The sequence below is a fragment of the Pseudomonas juntendi genome (assembly GCF_021560075.1).
Taxonomy (GTDB): domain Bacteria; phylum Pseudomonadota; class Gammaproteobacteria; order Pseudomonadales; family Pseudomonadaceae; genus Aquipseudomonas; species Aquipseudomonas juntendi.
Map to the genome: position 1 here is coordinate 4,022,801 of NZ_CP091088.1, position 21,892 is coordinate 4,044,692.

General features: G+C 63.3%; 18 protein-coding genes and 2 pseudogenes. 12 read left to right on the plus strand and 8 right to left on the minus strand.

The genetic code is table 11. From position 1 onward, the window contains the following. Positions 1-109: 109 nt before the first annotated feature. On the plus strand, positions 110-997 hold the full coding sequence (gene htpX, locus L1P09_RS18690) for a protease HtpX (protein WP_047150248.1): 888 nt from the start codon (positions 110-112) through the stop codon (positions 995-997). A gap of 67 nt (positions 998-1,064) precedes the next feature. On the opposite strand, the gene L1P09_RS18695 is transcribed toward htpX, so the two are convergent. Beyond that, positions 1,065-1,718: a thiopurine S-methyltransferase gene (locus L1P09_RS18695; RefSeq protein ID WP_232892542.1), complete on the minus strand. Its 654-nt coding sequence runs from the start codon at positions 1,716-1,718 to the stop codon at positions 1,065-1,067. A gap of 101 nt (positions 1,719-1,819) precedes the next feature. Here L1P09_RS18695 and L1P09_RS18700 point away from each other — a divergent pair, with 101 nt between their 5' ends. Next, a complete protein-coding gene (locus tag L1P09_RS18700; RefSeq protein ID WP_192440726.1) occupies positions 1,820-2,587 on the plus strand; it encodes a DODA-type extradiol aromatic ring-opening family dioxygenase in 768 nt (255 codons plus the stop codon). Positions 2,588-2,674: 87 nt separating this feature from the next. Here the strand turns inward: L1P09_RS18700 and L1P09_RS18705 are convergent. Together L1P09_RS18705 and L1P09_RS18710 are read right to left on the minus strand one after the other, a co-directional pair. Then, a pseudogene (locus tag L1P09_RS18705) lies at positions 2,675-4,388 on the minus strand (DEAD/DEAH box helicase). A 409-nt stretch (positions 4,389-4,797) separates the two neighbouring features. Continuing rightward, positions 4,798-5,553, minus strand: a complete 756-nt coding sequence (locus L1P09_RS18710; protein WP_054905500.1) for a spermidine synthase — start codon at positions 5,551-5,553, stop codon at positions 4,798-4,800. A gap of 115 nt (positions 5,554-5,668) precedes the next feature. On the opposite strand from L1P09_RS18710, the gene L1P09_RS18715 reads away from it, so the two are divergent. Next, on the plus strand, positions 5,669-7,015 hold the full coding sequence (locus L1P09_RS18715) for a class II 3-deoxy-7-phosphoheptulonate synthase (protein WP_235767978.1): 1,347 nt from the start codon (positions 5,669-5,671) through the stop codon (positions 7,013-7,015). Positions 7,016-7,096: 81 nt separating this feature from the next. On the opposite strand, the pseudogene L1P09_RS18720 reads toward L1P09_RS18715, so the two are convergent. Beyond that, positions 7,097-7,845 (minus strand): annotated as a pseudogene (locus tag L1P09_RS18720) (sulfite exporter TauE/SafE family protein). A gap of 113 nt (positions 7,846-7,958) precedes the next feature. On the opposite strand from L1P09_RS18720, the gene L1P09_RS18725 reads away from it, so the two are divergent. The 3 genes from L1P09_RS18725 (at position 7,959) to L1P09_RS18735 (ending at position 9,995) form a co-directional block, all read left to right on the plus strand. Next, entirely contained in the window at positions 7,959-8,912 is a 954-nt protein-coding gene (locus tag L1P09_RS18725; protein ID WP_235767979.1) for a LysR family transcriptional regulator, read from the plus strand. A gap of 58 nt (positions 8,913-8,970) precedes the next feature. After that, complete coding sequence (locus tag L1P09_RS18730; protein WP_009685225.1) at positions 8,971-9,426, plus strand: MarR family winged helix-turn-helix transcriptional regulator; 456 nt, start codon at positions 8,971-8,973, stop codon at positions 9,424-9,426. Between the two features lie 140 nt (positions 9,427-9,566). Beyond that, entirely contained in the window at positions 9,567-9,995 is a 429-nt protein-coding gene (locus tag L1P09_RS18735; protein WP_009685224.1) for an organic hydroperoxide resistance protein, read from the plus strand. 85 nt (positions 9,996-10,080) lie between these two features. Here the strand turns inward: L1P09_RS18735 and efp are convergent, their stop codons facing one another. Then, positions 10,081-10,650 carry an elongation factor P gene (efp, locus tag L1P09_RS18740; protein ID WP_054905497.1) on the minus strand — a complete coding sequence of 190 codons (570 nt, stop codon included), beginning with the start codon at positions 10,648-10,650 and terminating at the stop codon, positions 10,081-10,083. 48 nt (positions 10,651-10,698) lie between these two features. Next, positions 10,699-11,832, minus strand: coding sequence for an elongation factor P maturation arginine rhamnosyltransferase EarP (gene earP, locus L1P09_RS18745; protein WP_054905496.1), 1,134 nt, complete (start codon positions 11,830-11,832; stop codon positions 10,699-10,701). A gap of 89 nt (positions 11,833-11,921) precedes the next feature. Here earP and L1P09_RS18750 point away from each other — a divergent pair, with 89 nt between their 5' ends. Both L1P09_RS18750 and L1P09_RS18755 read left to right on the plus strand, forming a co-directional pair. Then, positions 11,922-12,299 carry a hypothetical protein gene (locus tag L1P09_RS18750; protein WP_054905495.1) on the plus strand — a complete coding sequence of 126 codons (378 nt, stop codon included), beginning with the start codon at positions 11,922-11,924 and terminating at the stop codon, positions 12,297-12,299. Continuing rightward, positions 12,296-12,772 carry a GreA/GreB family elongation factor gene (locus L1P09_RS18755; RefSeq protein WP_235767980.1) on the plus strand — a complete coding sequence of 159 codons (477 nt, stop codon included), beginning with the start codon at positions 12,296-12,298 and terminating at the stop codon, positions 12,770-12,772. Before L1P09_RS18750 ends, L1P09_RS18755 begins: the two co-directional genes overlap by 4 nt. Positions 12,773-12,787: 15 nt before the next feature. Here the strand turns inward: L1P09_RS18755 and L1P09_RS18760 are convergent, their stop codons facing one another. Further along, complete coding sequence (locus L1P09_RS18760; RefSeq protein ID WP_235767981.1) at positions 12,788-13,726, minus strand: LysR family transcriptional regulator; 939 nt, start codon at positions 13,724-13,726, stop codon at positions 12,788-12,790. Positions 13,727-13,844: 118 nt separating this feature from the next. Here L1P09_RS18760 and L1P09_RS18765 point away from each other — a divergent pair, with 118 nt between their 5' ends. From L1P09_RS18765 to L1P09_RS18775, 3 genes are all read left to right on the plus strand, one after another. Beyond that, positions 13,845-14,594 carry a 3-oxoacyl-ACP reductase family protein gene (locus L1P09_RS18765; RefSeq protein ID WP_009685217.1) on the plus strand — a complete coding sequence of 250 codons (750 nt, stop codon included), beginning with the start codon at positions 13,845-13,847 and terminating at the stop codon, positions 14,592-14,594. A 129-nt stretch (positions 14,595-14,723) separates the two neighbouring features. Further along, positions 14,724-15,917 (plus strand): MFS transporter, encoded by a 1,194-nt coding sequence (locus tag L1P09_RS18770; protein ID WP_192440734.1) that lies wholly within the window; start codon positions 14,724-14,726, stop codon positions 15,915-15,917. Positions 15,918-16,091: 174 nt separating this feature from the next. Then, positions 16,092-18,224, plus strand: a complete 2,133-nt coding sequence (locus L1P09_RS18775; protein ID WP_192440736.1) for a TonB-dependent siderophore receptor — start codon at positions 16,092-16,094, stop codon at positions 18,222-18,224. Between the two features lie 146 nt (positions 18,225-18,370). Here the strand turns inward: L1P09_RS18775 and ltrA are convergent, their stop codons facing one another. Then, the gene (ltrA, locus tag L1P09_RS18780; protein WP_222186725.1) at positions 18,371-19,792 is read right to left on the minus strand and encodes a group II intron reverse transcriptase/maturase; all 1,422 of its coding nucleotides are present in this window, start codon (positions 19,790-19,792) and stop codon (positions 18,371-18,373) included. A gap of 608 nt (positions 19,793-20,400) precedes the next feature. Here ltrA and L1P09_RS18785 point away from each other — a divergent pair. Beyond that, entirely contained in the window at positions 20,401-21,783 is a 1,383-nt protein-coding gene (locus L1P09_RS18785; protein ID WP_235767982.1) for a site-specific integrase, read from the plus strand. Positions 21,784-21,892 lie beyond the last annotated feature (109 nt).

Here is a 21,892-nt window from a genome sequence, read left to right on the forward strand (position 1 = left end):
TACTCCGCCGTACACAGTTTGAAATAGTCCCCCGATTGAAACGGCACCCCAGGCCCCTTATATACCCCGCAGTAAGCGACAATTCATCCGTCAGGAGAACGTAACAACCATGATGCGCATTCTGTTGTTTGTAGCCACCAACCTCGCGGTGGTGCTGGTTGCAAGCATTACCCTGAGCCTGTTCGGTTTCAACGGGTTCATGGCCGCCAACGGGGTCGACCTGAACCTCAGCAGCCTACTGGTGTTCTGCGCCGTGTTCGGCTTCGCCGGCTCCCTCGTCTCGCTGTTCATCTCCAAGTGGATGGCGAAGATGACCACCGGCACCCAGATCATCACCCAGCCGCGCACCCGCCACGAGCAGTGGCTGTTGCAAACGGTCGAGGAGCTGTCCCGGGAAGCGGGCATCAAAATGCCTGAAGTGGGCATTTTCCCGGCCTACGAGGCAAACGCCTTCGCCACCGGCTGGAACCGTAACGACGCACTGGTAGCGGTGTCCCAGGGCTTGCTGGAGCGTTTCTCGCCCGACGAAGTGCGTGCGGTACTGGCCCACGAAATCGGCCACGTGGCCAACGGCGACATGGTTACCCTGGCGCTGGTTCAGGGCGTGGTGAACACCTTCGTGATGTTCTTCGCCCGGATCATCGGTAATTTCGTCGACAAGGTCATCTTCAAGAACGAAGAAGGCCAGGGCATCGCCTACTACGTGGCAACCATCGTTGCCGAGTTGGTATTGGGCATCCTGGCCAGCATGATCGTCATGTGGTTCTCGCGCCGCCGCGAATACCGCGCCGACGAAGCCGGTGCACAACTGGCCGGCACTTCGGCGATGATCGGCGCCCTGCAGCGCCTGCGGGTGGAACAAGGCCTGCCGGTGCACATGCCGGACACGCTCAAGGCCTTCGGCATCAACGGCGGCCTCAAGCACGGCCTGGCCGGCTTGCTGATGAGCCACCCGCCGCTGGAAGACCGTATCGAGGCCCTGCGCCGTCGCGGTTGATCCACCGGGTAAGCAAGGGCGACTTCGGTCGCCCTTTTTTGTGCCTGCCTGTGCAGGCTTACCCGCGCTAGAGCCGGCAGACCCGGTAGACCCGCTCCAACACACTGGATGCCCCGGCCTGCAGAAACTTCGGACTTTCCCCGAGCACCTGCGCCTGCTCCAGTTCATCCACCTGCCAGCCCGCAAAGCCCTGCCTCAGCTCCTGATCCGCCACCGAAAACGGCGGCCCGGCCAGCAGCGACTGGTCGTAATCCAACGTCACCACCAAGCCAAGGCACCCGGCTGGCAACAACGCCGACAGGGCGTGCGCGTAGCGCGCACGCATGGGCGGCGGCAGGGCAATCAGCGCCGCGCGGTCGTACAGGCCCGCGCAGTCGCCGACATCTTCTGCCTGCAGGGCAAAGAAGTCCCCACACCACAGCTCCACGTCGCCACTGCGCCATACTTCAAAGTCGCCACGCTGCCGCACCTCGGCCTCAAGCCCATGCTCGCGGAAGAAACTCTCCACGGCCCGCCGCGAAAGCTCCACGCCCAATACCCGGTGCCCCTGCCCGGCCAACCAGGCCAGATCGAGGCTTTTGCCGCACAGTGGCACCAGCACGCGGCTGCCGGGCACCTGCTGCAATGTTGGCCAGTACCGCTGCAGATACGGGTTCACCTGCGCCTGGTGGAAGCCGATCTGGTTGTCGGCCCACCGTTGCTGCCAGAACGCTGGTTCCATGAACACTCCCGATTTTTAGATGGTTCGCCAGTAAAAGTTGGTTTGGATTTCGATCTTTAGTTGATCGAAGATGAGTGCATCTTAACCTTCAGGACCCCGCCATGCTGCCCAGCCTGTTCATTTCCCACGGCTCCCCCATGCTTGCCCTGCAACCCGGCGCCAGCGGCCCGGCGCTGGCAGGGCTCGCCAACGCACTGCCGCGGCCACAAGCCATTGTGCTGGTGTCGGCGCACTGGGAAAGCCGCGAGCTGCTGATCACCGGTGGCGCACACCCAGAAACCTGGCATGACTTCTACGGCTTCCCACCGGCCTTGTATGCGGTGCAGTACCCTGCGCCCGGTGACCCTGCCCTCGCCGGCCGGGTCGGCGAGCTGTTGCAGGGCGCCGGGCTGGCCGCGCGCCTCGACCCGCAGCGGCCGTTCGACCATGGCGCCTGGGTGCCGTTGTCGTTGATGTACCCCGATGCGAGCATCCCGGTGGTGCAGGTTTCGCTGCCCACCCAGATGGGCCCGGCGCTGCAAGTGAAGGTTGGCCAGGCACTGGCGGGGCTACGCCAGGAGGGCGTGCTGCTGGTGGGTTCGGGCAGCATTACCCATAACCTTGGCGAGCTGGACTGGCATGCCGGGCCCGACGTGATCGAGCCGTGGGCGTTGGCGTTTCGAGATTGGGTAGTGGAAAAACTGCGGGCTGATGACCGGGAGGGATTGCTGGCTTATCGGCAACAGGCGCCGTTTGCAGTGCGCAACCACCCGAGCGATGAGCATTTGTTGCCGCTGTTTTTTGCCCTTGGGGCGGGGGGGCAGTTTGGCGTTGTGCACCAAGGCTTTACCTTGGGGGCGCTGGGGATGGACATCTACCGGTTCGACTGACGATTGCGGGGGGCTGCCGCGCAACCCCACCATGGCACAGGCAAAAAAATCCCCAGCCAAGGCCGGGGATTTTTCATTGCGCCAGGATCAATCCTCGCGGTAGCGGCGCAGCTTCAGCTGCTTGCCGGCCACGCGGGTGTCCTTGAGCTTGGACAGCAGCTTCTCGAGGCCATCTTCCGGCAGCTCGACCAGGCTGAAGCTGTCGCGCACCTGGATACGACCGATCGCGTCACGCGCCAGGCCGCCCTCGTTGAGGATCGCGCCCAGCAGGTTCTTGGCGGCGATGCCGTCACGGGCACCCAGGGCGGTACGGCAACGCACGCGGCCTTCGGCCAGCGGCAGCGGCGCACGACGCTCGCGGTCGCCGCGGTCAGGGCGCTCGCTGCGCTCACCACGTTCGGTACGCTCACCACGCGGGGCGAAGCTCGGCACCAGCGGCTGCTCACGCTCTACCGCCGCCAGGTCCAGCGCCTGGCCGTTGGTGGCCTTGCGCAGCAGGGCCGAGGCCAGGGCACGGGCGCTGCAACCCAGGTCGTTGGTCAGGCGGTCGAACAGGTCACCATGGGTGGCTTCAGCCTCGGCAACCAGTGGCGCCAGGCTGTTGGTCAGCTTCTTGATGCGCGCATCGAGCACCGCCTGGGCGTTCGGCAGGCGCGCTTCGGCAACCTTCTGCCCGGTTACACGCTCGATCACCTGCAGCATGCGGCGCTCACGTGGCGTGACCAGCAGCAGCGCACGGCCTTCGCGACCGGCACGGCCGGTACGGCCGATACGGTGCACGTAGGACTCCGGGTCGTACGGCATGTCAACGTTGAATACGTGAGTGATGCGCGGTACGTCCAGGCCACGGGCCGCCACGTCGGTGGCGACAACGATGTCCAGGCGGCCATCCTTGAGCGAGTCGATCACGCGCTCACGCTGGTTCTGGGCGATGTCGCCGTTCAGCGCAGCAGCCTTGTAGCCCTTGGCTTCCAGCGCGGCAGCCAGGTCCAGGGTGGCTTGCTTGGTGCGCACGAAGGCGATCAGCGCGTCGAACTCTTCCACTTCCAGCAGACGCAGTACAGCCGGGATCTTCTGGTCGGCGTGGACCATCAGGTGGGCCTGATCGATCGCGGTAACGGTCTGGGTCTTGCTCTGGATCTTGACGTGCTTGGGTTCGCGCAGGTGGCGCTCGGCGATCGAACGGATCGACGACGGCAGGGTGGCGGAGAACAGCACGGTCTGGCGGGTAGCAGGGATGGCGTCGAAGATCACTTCGAGGTCGTCCATGAAGCCCAGCTTGAGCATCTCGTCGGCTTCGTCCAGTACCAGGTACTGCACGGTCGACAGGACTTTTTCGTCGCGACGCAGGTGGTCGCACAGACGGCCCGGGGTGGCGACGACGATTTGCGCGCCGTTGCGGATGGCGCGCAGCTGTGGGCCCATTGGGGCACCACCGTACACAGCAACCACGTTCACGCCTGGCATCTGCTTGGCGTAGGTTTCGAAAGCGGTAGCAACTTGCAGCGCCAACTCACGGGTTGGCGCCAGGATCAGGGCTTGCGGTTCGCGCTTGCTCACATCGATCTTGTTGAGGATCGGCAGGGCGAAGGCAGCGGTCTTGCCGGTGCCAGTCTGCGCCTGGCCGATCATGTCATGACCGGCGAGGATGATCGGGATAGATTGCTGCTGAATGGCGGACGGCTCTTCATAGCCGGTAGCCACTACGGCAGCAACGATATTCGGGTTGAGATCGAGAGCGGCGAAGCCGCCGGTTTCCTGGGTCATGGGTCTGCCTCTAGGTGCATCCGCAAAGACCCATGCTCCAAAGCTGCACATGCCTTGAAAGACCGTCAGGTCACCCAGGCAGCTTTGGCGGCGGGGATTTGCGAAAACGATTGAAAAAGAAAACTTGGGAAGGTCCGCCTAGCGGACGTGCAGCCGAAGCTGGACTCGGAGGATTTGCACCACCTGATTTTGAGGTCCGCTAAAAGACCGGCGCGTACTATACCTGAAATGTACGGTTAGGTGAGGAATATTTTCAGGGGCTGAAACGATAATCCCTGACGCTGCCACGTTCCCCGTAGGAGCGGCCTTGTGTCGCGAAAGGGGCGCAGAGCGGCCCCGGCAATATCCGCAGCGAAGCTGAAAATGTGGGGCCGCTGCGCGCCCCTTTCGCGACACAAGGCCGCTCCTACAGGGATCGCCACGGCTACGGCGGCACCTGCCATTCAGGTAGCCGGCCGAATCTCGCGGATCAAACCCTCGAGGCTGTAGCCCAATCGTGGCGCCAGCGCCTGCGCCCGGGCCCGCAAGCTTTCCATGTCCAGGGTCTGCTCCAGATCCGCCGGCACCAGCAGAATCACATTGCCCTCCTTCACCGGCAGTTCCCAGTAATGGCGGTGGTACAAGCCGCGCAGCAACGCTGCCCCCAGCGGCTTGCCATCATCGGTGGCCCACTGGTTGATCACCAGCCAGCCGCCCGGGTTGAGTTGCTGCTGGCAGCTCGCCAGGAAGTTCCACGCCAGGTGCCCTACCCCCGGCCCATGGTCGGTGTACAGGTCAACGAACAACAGGTCGGCCTTTTCTGCGCTGGGCAGCAGCTCCAGCGCATCGCCAATGCGCACGTACAGCCGCGGGTCGTCGTCCAGGCCCAGGTACTGCATGGCCAGGCGCGGGACGTCCGGGCGCAGCTCGATGGCTTCGATATCGTCCAGCGGCAGGAACTTCATGCAGGCCTGGGTCAGCGTGCCCGCGCCAAGGCCCAGGAAGAGCGCGCTTTCCGGCTGTTCATGGCACAACGCGCCGACCAGCATGGCGCGGGTGTAGTCGTACTCCAACCAGCTGGGGTCGGCAGTGAACACGCAGCTTTGCTCGATGGCATCGCCGAATTCCAGAAAGCGGTAGTCGTCCACTTCGTACACGCTGATGACGCCAAAGGCATCTTCCACCCGCGCCAGTAGCCGCTCTTGCCGTTCCGTCGCCATGCCTGCACCCGCCCGCACAAAAACGCGCATTGTCCGCCAACACCCCCGATGCAACAAGCGCAGCGCCAACTGTTACCATGGCCGCCAGCCGACAACCGATCAGAACGAGCCTGACATGAACCAACCGTGGAGCCCCGACAGCTGGCGCGCCCTGCCGATCCAGCAGCAACCGACCTACCCCGATGCCGCGCACCTGCTGAAGGTCGAACAGACCCTGGCCAGCTACCCGCCGCTGGTGTTCGCCGGGGAAGCGCGCGAACTGCGCCGGCAGTTTGCCGAAGTGACCGAAGGCCGCGCGTTCCTGCTGCAAGGCGGCGACTGCGCCGAGAGCTTCGCCGAGTTTTCAGCGGCAAAAATCCGCGACACCTTCAAGGTGCTGCTGCAAATGGCCATCGTCATGACGTTTGCCGCGGGCTGCCCGGTGGTCAAGGTCGGGCGCATGGCCGGGCAGTTCGCCAAGCCACGCTCGGCGGGCGATGAAACCATCGGCACCGTCACCCTGCCCGCTTACCGGGGCGACATCGTCAACGGCATCGGCTTCGACGCCAACAGCCGCATCCCGGACCCGGAGCGCCTGCTGCAGGCCTACCACCAGGCCACCGCCAGCCTCAACCTGTTGCGGGCCTTCGCCCAGGGCGGTTTTGCCGACCTGCACCAGGTGCACAAGTGGAACCTGGACTTCATCGCCAACTCGGCGCTGGCCGACAAGTACCACCAGTTGGCCAACCGCATCGACGAAACCCTGGCGTTCATGCGTGCCTGTGGCCTGGACAGCGCGCCGCAGCTGCGTGAAACCAGCTTCTTCACCGCCCACGAAGCGCTGCTGCTGAACTATGAAGAGGCCTTCGTGCGCCAGGACAGCCTGACCGGCGACTACTACGACTGCTCGGCGCACATGCTGTGGATCGGCGACCGCACTCGCCAGTTGGACGGCGCCCATGTCGAGTTCCTGCGTGGGGTGCACAACCCGATCGGGGTCAAGGTCGGCCCCAGCATGAACCCCGAGGAACTGCTCCGCCTGATCGACACCCTCAACCCGGCCAACGACCCAGGGCGCCTGAACCTGATCGTACGCATGGGCGCGGGCAAGGTCGGCGACCACCTGCCAGGGCTGATCCGCTGCGTAGAGCGCGAGGGGCGCAAGGTGCTGTGGAGCTCCGACCCCATGCACGGCAATACCATCAAGGCCAGCAGTGGCTACAAGACCCGTGATTTTGCGCAGATCCTCGACGAGGTGAAGCAGTTCTTCCAGGTGCACCAGGCCGAAGGCAGCCATGCCGGCGGCATTCATATCGAGATGACCGGGCAGAATGTGACCGAGTGCATCGGTGGCGCACGGCCGATCACCGAAGATGCCCTGTCAGACCGCTACCACACTCACTGCGACCCACGGATGAATGCCGACCAGTCGCTGGAGCTGGCGTTCCTGATTGCCGAAACACTGAAGCAAGTGCGGCGCTGACCCTCGGCGCCATACCCCCTCGGCCTGGTGCCGCGAAGCGCCGCCTACGCGGCGCTCGCCCCCACCGGCGCGGTCAAACGCTCAAAGCTCGAACCCGAGCATCACCGCACACACCACCAGGAACACGCAGAACATCGCCCGTAGCACCTTCTCTGGCAGCGCATGGGCCAGCTTCACCCCCAGCTGATACTGAGCAGGCCGCCCACCGCCAACGGCAACCCTACCCCCCAGTCAACACTGTGATGCACGCCATAGGTCACCAGAGTCACCAGGGTGCTCGGCGCCGCCAATGCCAGCGACAGCCCTTGGGCCACCACCTGGGTAGTGCCGAACACACTGGTCAGGATCGGTGTGGCTACCACGGCGCCACCCACCCCGAACAGCCCGCCCATGGTACCGGCAAAGCTGCCCAGCACCCCCAGCCAAGGCCAGGCATAACGCAGTTCGGCACTGGCTGGCGCCACTTTCATGAACATCCGCGCCACGTTCCACACCGCCAGCGCCACCAAAAAGCCGACAAAGCCCAGGCGCATGGAATGCGCATCCAGCCCCACGGCCCAGATCGAACCCAGCCAGGCGAACACGAAACTGCACAACGACAGCGGCACGGCGTGGCGCAACTCAATGCGGTTGCGCTGGTGATAACGCCACAACGCCAGCAACACATTCGGCACCACCATGACCAGTGCAGTACCCTGTGCCAGTTGCTGGTCCAGGCCGAACAGCACGCCCAGCGCCGGGATCGCGATCAGCCCACCGCCTATGCCGAACAGGCCCCCCATGGTGCCCAGGGCAGCGCCCAGCACGATATACAGCAACCACTCGATCATCAGGGCCTCGTTCGCCAGCAAAGTTGATAGCGGCATGCTAACCAGTGTGCGCTGGCGGGGAAACGCACAGCAGCGCACAATGGCTATGCGTTTTGTGCAAAAGCAAGGCAACCATGAGCCCCGATACCCTCACCGAGCAGCTAAGCCTGTTCCTGGACGTGCTGCAAAGCGGCAGTTTTTCTGCAGCCGCTCGCCGCTACCCGCTGACCCCGTCTGCGGTGGCGCGGCGCATTGACGCCCTGGAAAGCGCCGTTGGCAGCCGCCTCTTCACCCGCAGCACCCATGCCGTGCGCGCGACCCCGGCGGGCCACGCCTTTGCCGAGCGTGCCAGGCGCATCATCGAGGAACTGCGCCTGGCCCGTGCCGAGGCAGTGTCGCTGAGCAATGCACCGGAAGGGCTGATCCGCATCGACGCCCCCGCCGCGTTCGGCCGCCGCCACCTGGCCCCGGCCATTGCCGACTTCCTGCTGGCCTACCCGGGCCTGGACGTGCAGCTGCGCCTGATCGACAGCTTTGTCGACCTGCATGGCAGCCACCTGGGCGAAGTGGACCTGGTGTTGCGTGCCGGCCCGTTGGCCGATACCCGCCTGGTCGCCACGCCACTGGCCTACATGGTGCGCATTGCCTGCGCCAGCCCCACCTATCTGGCCAGCCACGGCATGCCCAGCTGCCCCAGCGAACTGCCCGGCCATGACGGCCTGGACTGGGACGGCCTGGCACCCCCGTACGCGTGGCGTTTCGAGGTCGCCGGGCAAACCCGCCTTTACCGCCCGGCCCGCATGCGCATGGCCGCCAATAACGCCGAAACCCTGTTGTTCGGTGCGCTGGCGGGCCTGGGCATCGCCCATTTGCCCACCTGGCTGATCAGCGAGTACCTGCTGCGCGGCGAACTGGTGCCACTGTTTTGTGACGCAGGCCTGCCCCAGGCTGAAAGCAGCGGCATTTACGCGCTACGCCTGGAACATGAAACGAACTCTCGCAGCCGTTTGCTGCTCGAATTTCTCAAGAGCCGCTTCAGTCCGATTCCACCCTGGGACCTGGCCCTGCGCAGCGGACTGCGCGAGTGATGCGTGCAGTGACGCTCAACGTGCCAGGATTTCCCATTGATTACCTTCAAGGACGTGCATGAACGCCGACACCCAAGCTTCCTGTGACGAGCTGCTGCTGGACAACCAGGTCTGTTTCGCCCTGCATTCCACCTCGTTGCTGATGACCAAGGTCTATAAACCGCTGCTGCAGGCCCTGGGCCTGACCTACCCGCAATACCTGGCCATGCTCGTGCTGTGGGAGCATGACGGCCTGACCGTGGGTGAAATCAGCCAGCACCTGCTGACCGACCCGGGCTCGCTGACCCCGCTGCTCAAGCGCCTGGAAAGCGAAGGCTTGCTACAGCGTAACCGCAGCCGCGAGGACGAACGGGTGGTGCTGGTGCAACTCACCGACAAAGGCCGCGCCCTGCAGCAGCGTGCCAAGGAAGTGCCGCAGTGCATCCTCAAGGCCAGCGGTCGCAGCCTTGAGCAGTTGCAGCAGTTGCAGGCCGAGTTGCTGGACCTGCGCGAGAACCTGCAGAAAAACCTTTAGCGGCTATGCTGGGCAATGGCCATTCGGCTGAGCGGTGAATATTTATATTGCGCGCTAACTAATTGCGCGCTAATTTAAATCCCACACCAACCCGCGTCCTCCCGCCAACGGGAGCGCACAGCGCATTAGCGAGGCTCAAGATGCAAAAGGTCACTCCGCTGTACATCGCAGAAGCTACCTCTACCGGTGGGCGCGACGGTAAATCCCGTTCCAGCGACGGCAAGCTGGACGTCAAGCTGAGCACCCCGAAAGAGCTGGGTGGGGCTGGCGGTGACGGCACCAACCCTGAGCAGATGTTTGCCGCCGGCTACTCGGCGTGCTTCATCGGCGCCTTGAAGTTCGTGGCTGGGCAAGAGAAAAAAGCCTTGCCGGCCGATGCTTCGATCACCGCCAAGGTGGGGATTGGCCAGATTCCGGGCGGTTTCGGCCTGGACATCGATCTGCACATCAACCTGCCCGGCCTGGCCCAGGCCGACGCCGAAGCGCTGGTCGAAAAGGCGCACAAGGTGTGCCCGTACTCCAATGCCACCCGTGGCAATGTGGATGTGCGTTTGCACGTAGCAGTCTAAACCTGCCCTGCAAGTGCAGTGATGCACACTTGGCGCACACAAAAAAACCCGGCCGAAGCCGGGTTTTTGCCTTACGCAAGAAGCATTACTTCTTGGAACGGCCCTTGAAGCTGTTGTCGCGGGTGTCGATGTCGATCCACTCGTCGATCTGGATGAAGTCGGCAACCTGGATCTCGGTACCGTTCTTCAGCTTGGCAGGCTTCATGACCTTGCCCGAGGTGTCGCCGCGCGCAGCGTTCTCGGTGTAGACAACCTGACGGCTGATGGTGGTCGGCAGTTCAACCGATACCAGGCGGCCTTCGAAGAACACGGCTTCGCAGACGTCTTCCATGCCTTCTTCGATGTAAGGCAGAACAGCTTCGATGTCTTCTTCGTTCAGCTCGTACATGGTGTAGTCGCTGGTGTCCATGAAGGTGTACGAATCACCGCTGATGAACGACAGGGTCGCTTCTTTGCGGTCCAGGATCACGTCGTCCAGCTTGTCGTCTGCACCGTATACGGTTTCGGTCTTGTAGCCGGTCAGCAGGTTCTTCAGCTTGGTCTTCATGATCGCGCTGTTACGGCCCGACTTGGTGAACTCAGCTTTTTGCACCAGCCACGGGTCGTTGTCGATGCGCAGCACGGTACCGGGTTTCAGTTCTTTACCAGTTTTCATTACGAAGTATCCGAATCTGGATGGATTTATAAAAATCGAGGCCGCATATCATAGCGAATTTCCATAAAAGTGTACTAGCGCCGTGGCAAGGTCCGGCTGAGCGGCCTGTTGCGCCGCCCAGCACCGGGCGTGCTGCTGCAGTTCCGGCCAATGTCGGCGGGCTGCCTGCCAGGCCTGGCCCATGTCCTGGTCCATGTTCCAGGCCCGCCACAGGCCCAGCAACGCGGCGCCGGCATCGGTTGACAAGCCGCGTCGATAAAGCGCCAGAAACGCTTCCAGCTTTTCCCAGTGTGCATTCTCGTCCTGCACGTAGATGTGCCACAGCATGGGCTGCCCGGCCCACTGCGCCCGCACGAACGAATCCTCGCCCCGCACCGCATTGAAGTCGCAGCACCACAGCAGCCGGTCGAAATCATCCTGGCTGACGAACGGCAACACCTGCACGGTCAGCGCACCACGCGTGCGCACCTGCCCGGCCTGCAGCGGCGCTTCGCCAAGCCAGTGGCTGAGGCCGGCGACCACACGGCCTTGCGGCACCAGCAGGTGGCAGGCCTGGTCACCGGTAGCCAAGGCCTCGAGCCAGTTGCCCAGTTGCGGGTTTTCATAGGCGAACAGGCTGATCAGCAGCGCCCCGGGCGCTGGGCTTACAGCCAACCCCTGCAGGAACGCCTGCCGGGCAGCAGCCGACTGTTGCAACGCGTCGCGCCGGGCCAGCAGCTCAGCCTCGCGCAGCAGGCCACCGGTGTTTTCGGTGAAGCCGGGGAAGAAGAACACTTTACGCAAGCCATTTGCCTGCGGCGACGGCAGACCATGGCAACCCGCTACCCAATCCTCGGCACTGAGGTATTCAAGGTTCAACCACAGGGGTGGCCGGGGGCAGGCCCGCATGGCCTCGACATAAGCCGCTGGCAACTGGCAGGCGAAGGCACCGATCACCACATCGGCAGGCGCTACCGGCAACCAGGCCGCCGGCCACTGGCGTACGTCCACGCCCTGCTGCCACTGCTGCGCCGCGTTGGCGTCGGCGCCGGGGCACATGGGCGTGAAGGCGTTGAGATCATCCACCCATAGGCGCACCGCCAGGCCATGCTCGGCCACCAACTGCCGAGCCAGGCGCCAGGTCACGCCAATATCGCCGTAGTTGTCGACCACGCTGCAGAAGATGTCCCAGGTGGCTTTCATGCGCCGTTCCCTTTAACTTGCGTAAAAACGCGGATTCTGCCCGACAGCATGCGACAATGCACCCCGCCCACTTTGCCAAGGAGGCCGCCATGCCCCGCCGCCGTGAACTGACCATCACCCTGAAGCCGTTGCAGTTGATACTGTGCGTGGCTTTGGGCCTATGGCTTGGCGCAATGGCAATTGCCCTTAGCCTGCTGCTGGCCCATCAACTGTGGCCTCTCCCGCCCGAGCAACAAACCGCGGCCCCGGCCGTGGCACCGGCACCGGTGCAACCGGCCGACGCGCAAGCTGAAATGTTCGAGCGCTACAAGCACATGCTGCAGCAACAGGAACAACAACAGGCCGCTGAGGCTGCGCAGGGTAACCCGCGCAACCTGAACAGCCCCAAGTGCCAGTTCTGGCTGCAACAGAATCGCACTGCACCTACCGACAAAAGCCAGGCCAACGTGCTGGAGTTCTGTTATTGACCACGCGCAAGCACCACCTGCTGGCACAGATCGTCGCCACCCTGGAACATGACCTGGACGTGCTGACCCGTGCGGCCCAAACCGCCTATGAAGCCGCCACGGCGGAAGAGAACATCGCCGAGAACAAGTACGACACCTTGGGCCTGGAGGCCTCGTACCTGGCCACCGGGCAAGCCCGACGCAGTGCGCAAATCCGCCAGGCGCTGCTGATTTACCAGCAACTGCTGCTGCGCGACTACGACCCGGCGCGCGGGGTGCAGGTGAGCAACCTGGTGACCCTGGAGGATGAGGCCGGCGAACAACGTCGGGTGTTTCTGGGGCCTGAGGCTGCCGGCCTGAAGATTGCCGCAGCAGACGGGCTGGTGACAGTGATCACCCCGCGCTCGCCGCTGGGGCAAGTGTTGCTGGGTAAGCGGGTGGATGATGAAGTGAGCCTGGGGGCGCAGGTACTGCTCGTCGTTGATGTTGCCTGAACAGGCCGCGCACGCCTACAAACGGTGCAAGGCGTCGAAACGCCCCGCCAGGCTCTGCTCGGCGAACTGCTCGACGATGAAATCGACGAACGCACGGGTCTTGCCCGGCAACAGCTTGTGCTCGGCGAAATACAGGCTGATATGCCCATCGTCCACATACCAGTCCGGCAACACCCGCTGCAACCGACCGGCCTGCAGGTAGGGCACCGCGAACGGCAAACTCACCAGCGCAATCCCCAGCCCCTGCTCGGCCACCGCGCAGGCAGCGTCCGAATCGCTCATGGTCATGGCCTGGCGCAACAGCAATGGCTGCTGTACCTGCCAGCGGCTGGTCAACGGCCACGAGCGCACCCGCCCGGTCTGCGGCGAGCGGATCAGAATGCCGTCATGGCGCTGCAACACGGGCGGCTCAGCAATCTGCGCATGCCGCTGCAGGTACGCCGGCGCGGCCACCAGCACCCGGTGCGCCGGGGTCAACTTGCGCGCCACCACCCCCGGCGGCAGTTCAAAACCACCACCAATGGCCGCGTCGAAGCCCTGGCCGATCAGGTCGACCTGGCGGTTATCGAAATGCCAGTCCGGGGTAATGGCGGGGTAGCGGCGCAGAAATTCGCCCAGCAAGGGCAGCACGTACAAACGCCCGAACACCGTGCCCATGCTGACCCGCAGCAGCCCGGCCGGTTGCCCTTCGGCACTGGCCAGGTTGGCCACCGCATACTGGATGGTGCGAAAGCTGTCGCTCACCTCGCCAAGAAAACGCTGCCCTGCTTCGGTCAAGGTCAGCTTGCGGGTACTACGCTGGAACAACCGCACCCCCAGGCGCGCCTCCAACTGCGCAACGTGCTTGCCCACGGCAGCGGGCGTAATGCGCAAGCGCCTGGCCGCTTCGGCAAAGCTGCCCACCTCGGCACTGCGGATGAAGCACTCCAACGCGTTGAACGATTCCACGGCCATGATTGGCAACCAAAGGTTTACTCTGCTTATAGTGATTGCCATCTTATCAGCAGGTAATCGAGCGCCGATACTGCGCCTATCCAAGGCATTCCAGCCTGGCTTACAGCAGGAGATCAGCATGTCCAAGCAACTTACACTCGAAGGCAAGGTGGCCCTGGTACAGGGCGGTTCCCGGGGTATTGGCGCGGCTATCGTGCGGCGCCTGGCCCGCGAGGGTGCGCAAGTGGCCTTCACCTATGTCAGCTCTGCCGGGCCTGCAGAAGACCTGGCACGGGAAATCGGCGACAACGGCGGCAAGGCCCTGGCCCTGCGCGCCGACAGCGCCGATGCCGCTGCCGTGCAACTGGCCGTGGATGACACCGTGAAGGCCTTCGGCCGGCTGGATATCCTGGTCAACAATGCCGGGGTACTGACGGTCGCGCCGCTGACCGAATTCGACCTCGCCGATTTCGACCGCACCTTGGCGGTGAACGTACGCAGTGTCTTTGTCGCCAGCCAGGCAGCGGCGCGGTACATGGGCCAGGGCGGGCGCATCATCAACATTGGCAGCACCAATGCCGAGCGCATGCCATTTGCCGGCGGCGCGCCTTATGCCATGAGCAAGTCGGCGCTGGTCGGCCTGACCCGCGGCATGGCGCGCGACCTGGGGCCGCAGGGCATTACCGTGAATAACGTGCAACCAGGGCCGGTGGACACCGACATGAACCCGGCCAGCGGCGAATTCGCCGAAAGCCTGATCCCACTGATGGCAATTGGACGATATGGCGAAGCGGACGAGATTGCCAGCTTCGTGGCCTACCTGGCCGGGCCTGAAGCGGGGTATATCACGGGGGCCAGCTTGACGGTGGACGGTGGCTTTGCCGCCTGATTGCGCCGTTGGTGTGGTGGCACCCTGTAGATCGAGCGCCACCCGCCCCCGCCCCGGCAAATGCATTGGCGCCGTGCCCTGTGCTTGCCGATAATCCCCCCTCTTGCTCCTGCCCGCTACGAGAAACACATGCCCGCCCCTACTCTCAGCCGCACCCTGATCCTGCTGATGGCCACCGCCACCGGCCTGGCCGTGGCCAGCAACTACTATGCCCAGCCGCTGTTGCACAGCATTGCCCAGCAATTCGGCCTGAGCACCGCCAGCGCCGGCAGCATCGTGATTGCCGCACAGCTCAGCTATGGCGCCGGCCTGTTGCTGCTGGCACCGCTAGGCGACCTGTTCGAGCAGCGTCGGCTGATCACCGTGATGACCGTCATCGCCACCCTCGGCCTGGTCATCAGCGCCTGTGCCCCTGGCCTGCCATGGCTGGTCCTCGGGACGGCGTTGACCGGCCTGTTCTCGGTAGTGGCACAAATTCTGGTGCCAATGGCTGCCTCGCTGAGCGAGCCGCAGCAGCGCGGCCGTGCGGTCGGCACACTGATGAGCGGGCTGCTGCTGGGCATTCTGCTGGCGCGCACCGCGGCCGGCTTCATGGCCGAACTGGGCGGCTGGCGCAGCATCTATGTGCTGGCCGCCGTGCTGATGGCGATCACCGCCGTGGCGCTGTACCGCAGCCTGCCGCAACACCACAGCCACGCCGGGCTGAAGTACCCGGCGCTGATCGGCTCGGTGTTCCGCCTGTTCCTGGAAGAGCCGGTACTGCGCCTGCGCTCGCTGCTGGGCCTGCTGGCATTCAGCCTGTTCGCCCTGTTCTGGACACCGTTGGCATTCCTGCTGGCAAACCCTCCTTACCATTATTCAGATGCGGTGATCGGCCTGTTCGGCCTGGCGGGTGCAGCCGGTGCACTGTCGGCCAACTGGGCCGGGCGCCTGGCCGACCGGGGCAAGGGCCAGCTGGGCACCACCGTGGGCCTGGTGGTACTGCTGCTGTCGTGGGTGCCGCTGGGGTTTGCCCAACAGTCACTGCTGGCCTTGCTGCTGGGCGTGCTGATGCTCGACCTGGCGGTGCAACTGGTCCACGTGAGCAACCAGAACGCCGTGATCGCCCTGCGGCCCGAAGCGCGTACCCGGCTCAACGCCGGGTATATCACCTGCTACTTCATTGGCGGGGCGCTGGGCTCTTTGTTAGGCACGCAGCTGTACCAGCGCCAAGGCTGGCTGGGCATCGTCGCGGCAGGGTTGGTCATCGGCGCCCTGGCATTGCTGGCATGGCTGCTTGCCGCGCGTAAAACCGAAGCTCGCACCTCCGCCGGGGCGGCCTAGGCGCCTGTTACAGGCAGCGATACCTGGTCGACAATCGACGGCAACTGGCGCCAGCACAACGGCCAGGCGCATCTGCCTGACAGCGTGGCGCAACGCGTGGATCGTCTTGGGGTCAAGGCGGCTGGTAAGATGCCGCCTTTTTGCCGGCCTGTCGCGCCTTCAGGAGCCCCCCGCATGCCCCCGCGTCCTCCCCGCCTGCCCCTGAGCCTGCTCGGCCTGGGCCTGGCCTTGCAGTGCCCTGCCGTGCTCGCCCAGGGCAGCGTGCTGCTGGCCCCGGTGCAGGTCGTCGATACCTACGCCAACGACGGCTACCAGGCCAGCGAGGCTGCAGTGGGTGGCTTCCAGCCCGCCCCTCTGCTCGACACCCCGGCTTCGATCAGTGTGTTCAGCCAGCCACTGCTGGAAGACCGCCAGGTGCGCATGCTCAGCCAAGTGCTGCAAAGCGACGCGTCGGTTGGCGAAAGCTATGCCCCCATCGGTTACTACGAAAACTTCAATGTGCGGGGCTTTGCGCTGAACGCGGCCAGCAGCTACCGCATCAACGGCCAGACCATCGCCGGCGAACAGAGCGTGGCCCTGGAGAACAAGCAGCAGGTGGAACTGCTCAAGGGGTTGTCCGGGCTGCAGAGCGGCGTAGCGGCCCCCGGCGGCTTGATCAACTACGTGACCAAGCGCGCTGAAGCGGTGCGCAGCCTTACGCTGTCGACCAACGAACAAGGCGAGCGCTACCTGGCCACCGACCTTGGCGGTTGGTTTGGCAGCGAACAGCAGTTCGGCCTGCGCGCCAACCTGGCCCATGAAGACCTGCGCTCGTACGTCGACCATGCCGATGGCCAGCGCGACTTCGCCTCGCTGGCGTTCGACTGGCAGATCAGCCCCGACGCCACCCTGCAGCTGGACGCTGAATACCAGCACCGGGAACAGCGCTCGGTGCCCGGTTACCAGTTGCTCGGCGGCAGCGCAGTGCCGCACGGCATCGACCCGGATGACCGGCTGGCCTACCAGCACTGGGCAAAGCCGGTGCAGAACGACTCGCTGAACCTGGGCGGGCGCTTCGAGTACCGCTTCAACGACAGCTGGACCGGCACCCTCAGCGCTTCGCGCAGCAAGGTGGTGATCGATGACTACAGCGCGTTTGCCTGGGGCTCGAGTGAAGGCGCCTACTTCGGCAGCACGGGTGATTACGACATCTACGACTACCGCAGCCCAGACGACACCCGCCGCACCGACGAGGCCCAGGCCTTGCTCACCGGGCGCTTCGATGGCCTGGGGGTGGGCCACGAACTGACCGTGGGCAGCAGCGCCCAGCGGCGCACGCTGGACCAGCGCCCGTATTACAACGCGTGGCTGGGTACCGGCAACATCGACACCGGGGCCCCGGCTTTCGAGCCGTCCGACAAGCCGCTTGGCGCCAGCCAGCGCCGCCTGGACAGCCGCCAGTACGGCCTGTTCGTCAGCGACAGCATCCGTTTCAACGACCAATGGCAAACCGTGCTGGGTGCCCGTGAGGTACGCCTGGACGAACAGACCTGGGACGAGACCGGCGTTGCCGGGCGCCATACCCGCCAATACCAGCTGCTGCCCAATGCTGCGCTCATCTACAAGCCGCAGCCGGATACCACCGTGTATGCCAGCTACGCCAAGGGGTTGTCTGCTGGCGGGACGGCGCCCTGGTTCGCCAGCAACGCCGCCGAAATCCTCGCGCCGACAACGTCGCACCAGCTGGAGCTGGGCCTCAAGCACGACTGGCAGGCGCTGAGCCTCAGCGCCGCGCTGTTTCAGATTCGCCAGGCCTACCAGTATGCGCGCCCCGACGGCGCCGGCAGCTTCACTTACGTGCAGCAAGGCCAGCAGAAGAACATCGGCCTGGAACTGGGTGCAAGCGGCTGGCTGACCCACAGGCTGCAGGTGCAAGCCAGCGCAGCGGCCATTCGGGCGCGGGTGCAGGACAGCGGCACGCCCGACTATGAAGGGCACCAGGCGATCAACGTGCCACGCTTGCGCGCAGCCCTGCACGCCGAATACACCCTGCCGGTCGCAGGCTTGGCGCTGCTGGGCGGCGCACGCTACAGCGCCAGCAAGTATGCGAGCCAGGCGGGGAATGTGGCGGTTGGTGGGTACACGATATTCGATGTAGGCAGCCGCTACCGCACGCGGGTCGGCGGGTATGACACGGTCCTGCGGCTGACGGTGGACAACCTGTTCGACAAGCGTTACTGGCGTGATGTGGGCGACTACCTGGGGGACAACTACCTGTTCCAGGGCGCGCCGCGCACTGCCCGGCTATCAGCTTCGGTCAGCTTCTGATATTCAGGGCCGCTTGCGGCCCATCGCCGGCATGCCCGCTGCCCAGGGGCTGTGCAGCCGGCCCTATGGCCCTGAATCGAGTAGGAGGCGGGTTCACACCCGCCGTCCTCTCACACCACCGTGCGTACGGTTCCGTACACGGCGGTTCAGGCTATGCGGCTAAGCCGGTTGATCGTATCCAGTATCGAGACCAGTCCGAGTCGATCCCATAGCTTCTTCGGCAGCGCCTGATTCATATGAGATGCTCCCGAGTTCCACCATGGGCCTCGACCATTAGAGGCTGATTTGCAGGCACGCTCTTCACTTAGACCCAGGCGCATCAGGTTGCGCACCCTCGTAGAGGGCTGCTTCCATTGGCGCCAGATGGCACAGCGGAGTTTGTGCCTGAGCCAGCCATCCAGTTCCTCAAGTGGCCGTTTGCTCTGGCTGAGCTTGAAGTAACCCGCCCAGCCTCGTAATACAGGGTTTATCCGCTCGATGGTATTTGCCATCTTGCGACCCCGTGCACCGCGTAGCAGCTCTGCGAGCCGGTCGCGCAGGCGACCCAGGCTCATCGTTGCCACCCGCAGCCTTGGCTGCTGATGCCAGCTCATCCCATAGCCCAAGTAGTCACACTTCCAGGCTCTCGCGACTCGACTCTTCTTCTGATTCACCGTCAGTTTCAAACGTTGGTTCAGGAAGCGCTCGACACTGACCAGTACTCGCTCGCCAGCCCGAGGACTGCGCACATAAATGTTCGCGTCATCGGCATAGCGCACGAAGCGATGGCCCCGCCGCTCCAGTTCGCGGTCAAATTCATCGAGCAGGATATTCGACAGCAGCGGCGAGAGCGGGCCGCCTTGCGGCGTCCCTTCCTGCCGTGGGCTAACGACACCACCTGACATGACTCCCGCTTCAAGGTAGCGACGGATAAGCCTAAGTACGCACTTATCTTTGACCCGGCACTCGATACAGGCCATGAGGATGTCGTGGTTGACTCGATCGAAGAACTTTTCCAGATCGATTTCCACGCACCACCGATGTCCCGATGCCACATGGGCACGGGCCATCTCGACAGCTTGATGTGTGCTTCTGCCCGGACGGAAGCCATAACTGTAGTCCGAGAACAGTGGGTCGAAGATGAGCGTGAGCTGTTGCTGCAAGGCTTGCTGGATCAAGCGATCCACGACGCTGGGGATTCCCAGTTGCCGTGTGCCGCCCTGCGGCTTGGGAATTTCAACCGCTCGCACTGCTTGTGGATGGTATTCACCGGCCAGTAGCCTGGCCTTGAGGGTTGGCCAATACTGTTTCATGTAGCCCGCCAAGTCAGCGACCGTCATGCCATCGGCACCCGGCGCTCCCTTGTTGCTGACCACGCGTTGATACGCACGTCTGAGGTTGGCCGGTGCAAGCACCCGCTCCATCAGCGTGTCCGGCTCCGCGTTCGTCCACGTCGCTGACGCCGCCGGCACCTTTGCACTGTCAGGCATCACCCTCGGCTTCTGGCCGGGATTCGGGATGACAGTTTCCGCTGTGGGAAATTTCTGCATTACGGCTACCAACGAGACAGTGACGCCTACTAGCGGCATAACCTGTTCGGCCCTTGGTGGCGCGGTTATCCGCCACTTACTACGGCTTCGGCTGACTTCTGCACGCTCATCCCGTCGCCTTTCGACGCGCGGTAGCACAATGGCAAACGTACAGATCTCCCAGGGTAATTCGCGTGACCTTCCTGCTTATGCCTGTCGGATTTACGTCACAGCGTTCCGTGCAAGTATTGGGCTTTGGCGATTGTTGCCGCCTAACCCCGCTGTGCCGCCTGATCCGCTTCCTGTTCGTCAGGCCAGCATTTTGCCTCGGGCTTCCTTCAGATTCGCAGTCGCCCGCGACACCCTTGCCTCCGGCTAACACTTCCCCTTGCCGGGTGTGTAGAGGACTTTCACCTCCAAGTCACCCGCTTGGCCACCACAGCCAAGCAGGTTGCGCTTACGCGCAACGCGCCATGCCTGGCGCACAACAAAAAGCCCCCGAGCTTTTCAGCGCGGGGGCTTTTCGTAGAATGTGGCGGTGAAGAAGGGATTTGAATTTTAAGGCCCCCAACGCCAGAAACCCCGCAGTTTAGCGGCCTACAGCGTGAATAGTAGTACAATTGAGTAGTACAATACGCCCCCGCCCACCCCACGATACGGCCGCTCCAATGCCCGACAACCTAATCCAGAAGAAAGGCGAGTCCACATGGTACGTCAGGCTGGCCATCCCTGCCGATGTACAAAAAGCACTTGACTGCAAGGTGAGGGTCCAGTCCCTGAAGACCGGGCTTCGCAAGGAGGCAATGGAAGCACGCCTGCCCTACCTTGCCCAGTGGAAAGCTGAAATTGCCGCAGCCAGAGCGCAGATACAGCACCGCAAAGAGAACTGGAGAGTCGAGGTAGCTTTAATGGGCAGAACCATGAAGAGACTAACTCAGAAGAAGCTAGACGCGCTGATGAGTGGCCCCTCCGCTGAGTTAGCAACAGCGGTAAGCGAATTCACTACAAAGCTGGAGCGTAGCCATGTTGACACTGCACTCCAAGCAACGGAAACATATGGTCTTACCGCCACAGAGGTAACAGAAGCGAAGGAACTCTTGCGGACCCCTGCCGCTTACATTGGCACCCTCAACGCAAAAGCAGTGGTGGCAATCACTCCAGCCCGCCTCAAAAGATTCCGAGAATTCCGAGAAAGCCGAGGCGGAGCACCGAAGCACGTTGACCAGCAGGTGAGTAAGCTGGAACGGCTATCCGAATTCCTGAAACAAGAGGCTCTACCGATTAACTTCGACACGGTAGACCAATGGTTGAAATCACTGAATCGTGCCCCGAAAACTTTGAGCCAGTACCTTATGGCCGGTACTGCGTTCTGGAAGTGGGCGACGAAGTACGATGAACGCTGGCGGGAAGAGTACAAGGACAAGGTGAACCCATTCACTGGCCACGAACTGCCACAAGGTGGCGGTGCTGAGACAGCAGGCCAAGACAGGGAGATGTACAGGCGGGACGACGCCCTCAAGTTGCATGAAGCGGCTTTGAAGAAGAAAGACCAACCGCTTGCGGACCTAATCCTGCTGGGCTGGTACACAGGCGGCAGGATCGAAGAACTATGCAAGCTTACCAAAGACAGTGTTATCAGCGTTGACGGCATCCCGTGCTTCGACTTCCCCCGAAGCAAGAGCAAGGCCAGCAAGCGTGTGGTGCCTGTTCACCCAAGCTTGTTGCCAACCATCAATCGGCTAATCAAAGACAGCACTGACACTTTCCTAATCCCTACCAGTTCACACGATCACTATGGCAAACGCTCACACGCTATATCCAAGGCGTTCGGTCGGTTGCGTACAGCAGCAGGCTTCAGCAAGCTCCACGTCTTTCATAGCTTCAGACACACCGTAGTCACAGAGCTTATCAGGGCAGATGTGCCAGACGCCTTGGCAAAGGAACTGGTTGGACATGAAACAGGTTCGGTAACACACGACGTATACTCGAAAGGTGCAAGTGCAGCACAGAAGCTGGAAGCGATTTCAAAGCTGCCGACCCTACCTACCTGACCGCCCCCTGGACAAGTGGAATACGCTACTGTCAATGGGGGGTCTCCCTACACCTTGGCGCCCCCTGAATTTTCAAACGCGACATTTGCCTTTCGTAAGTGGCACTGGC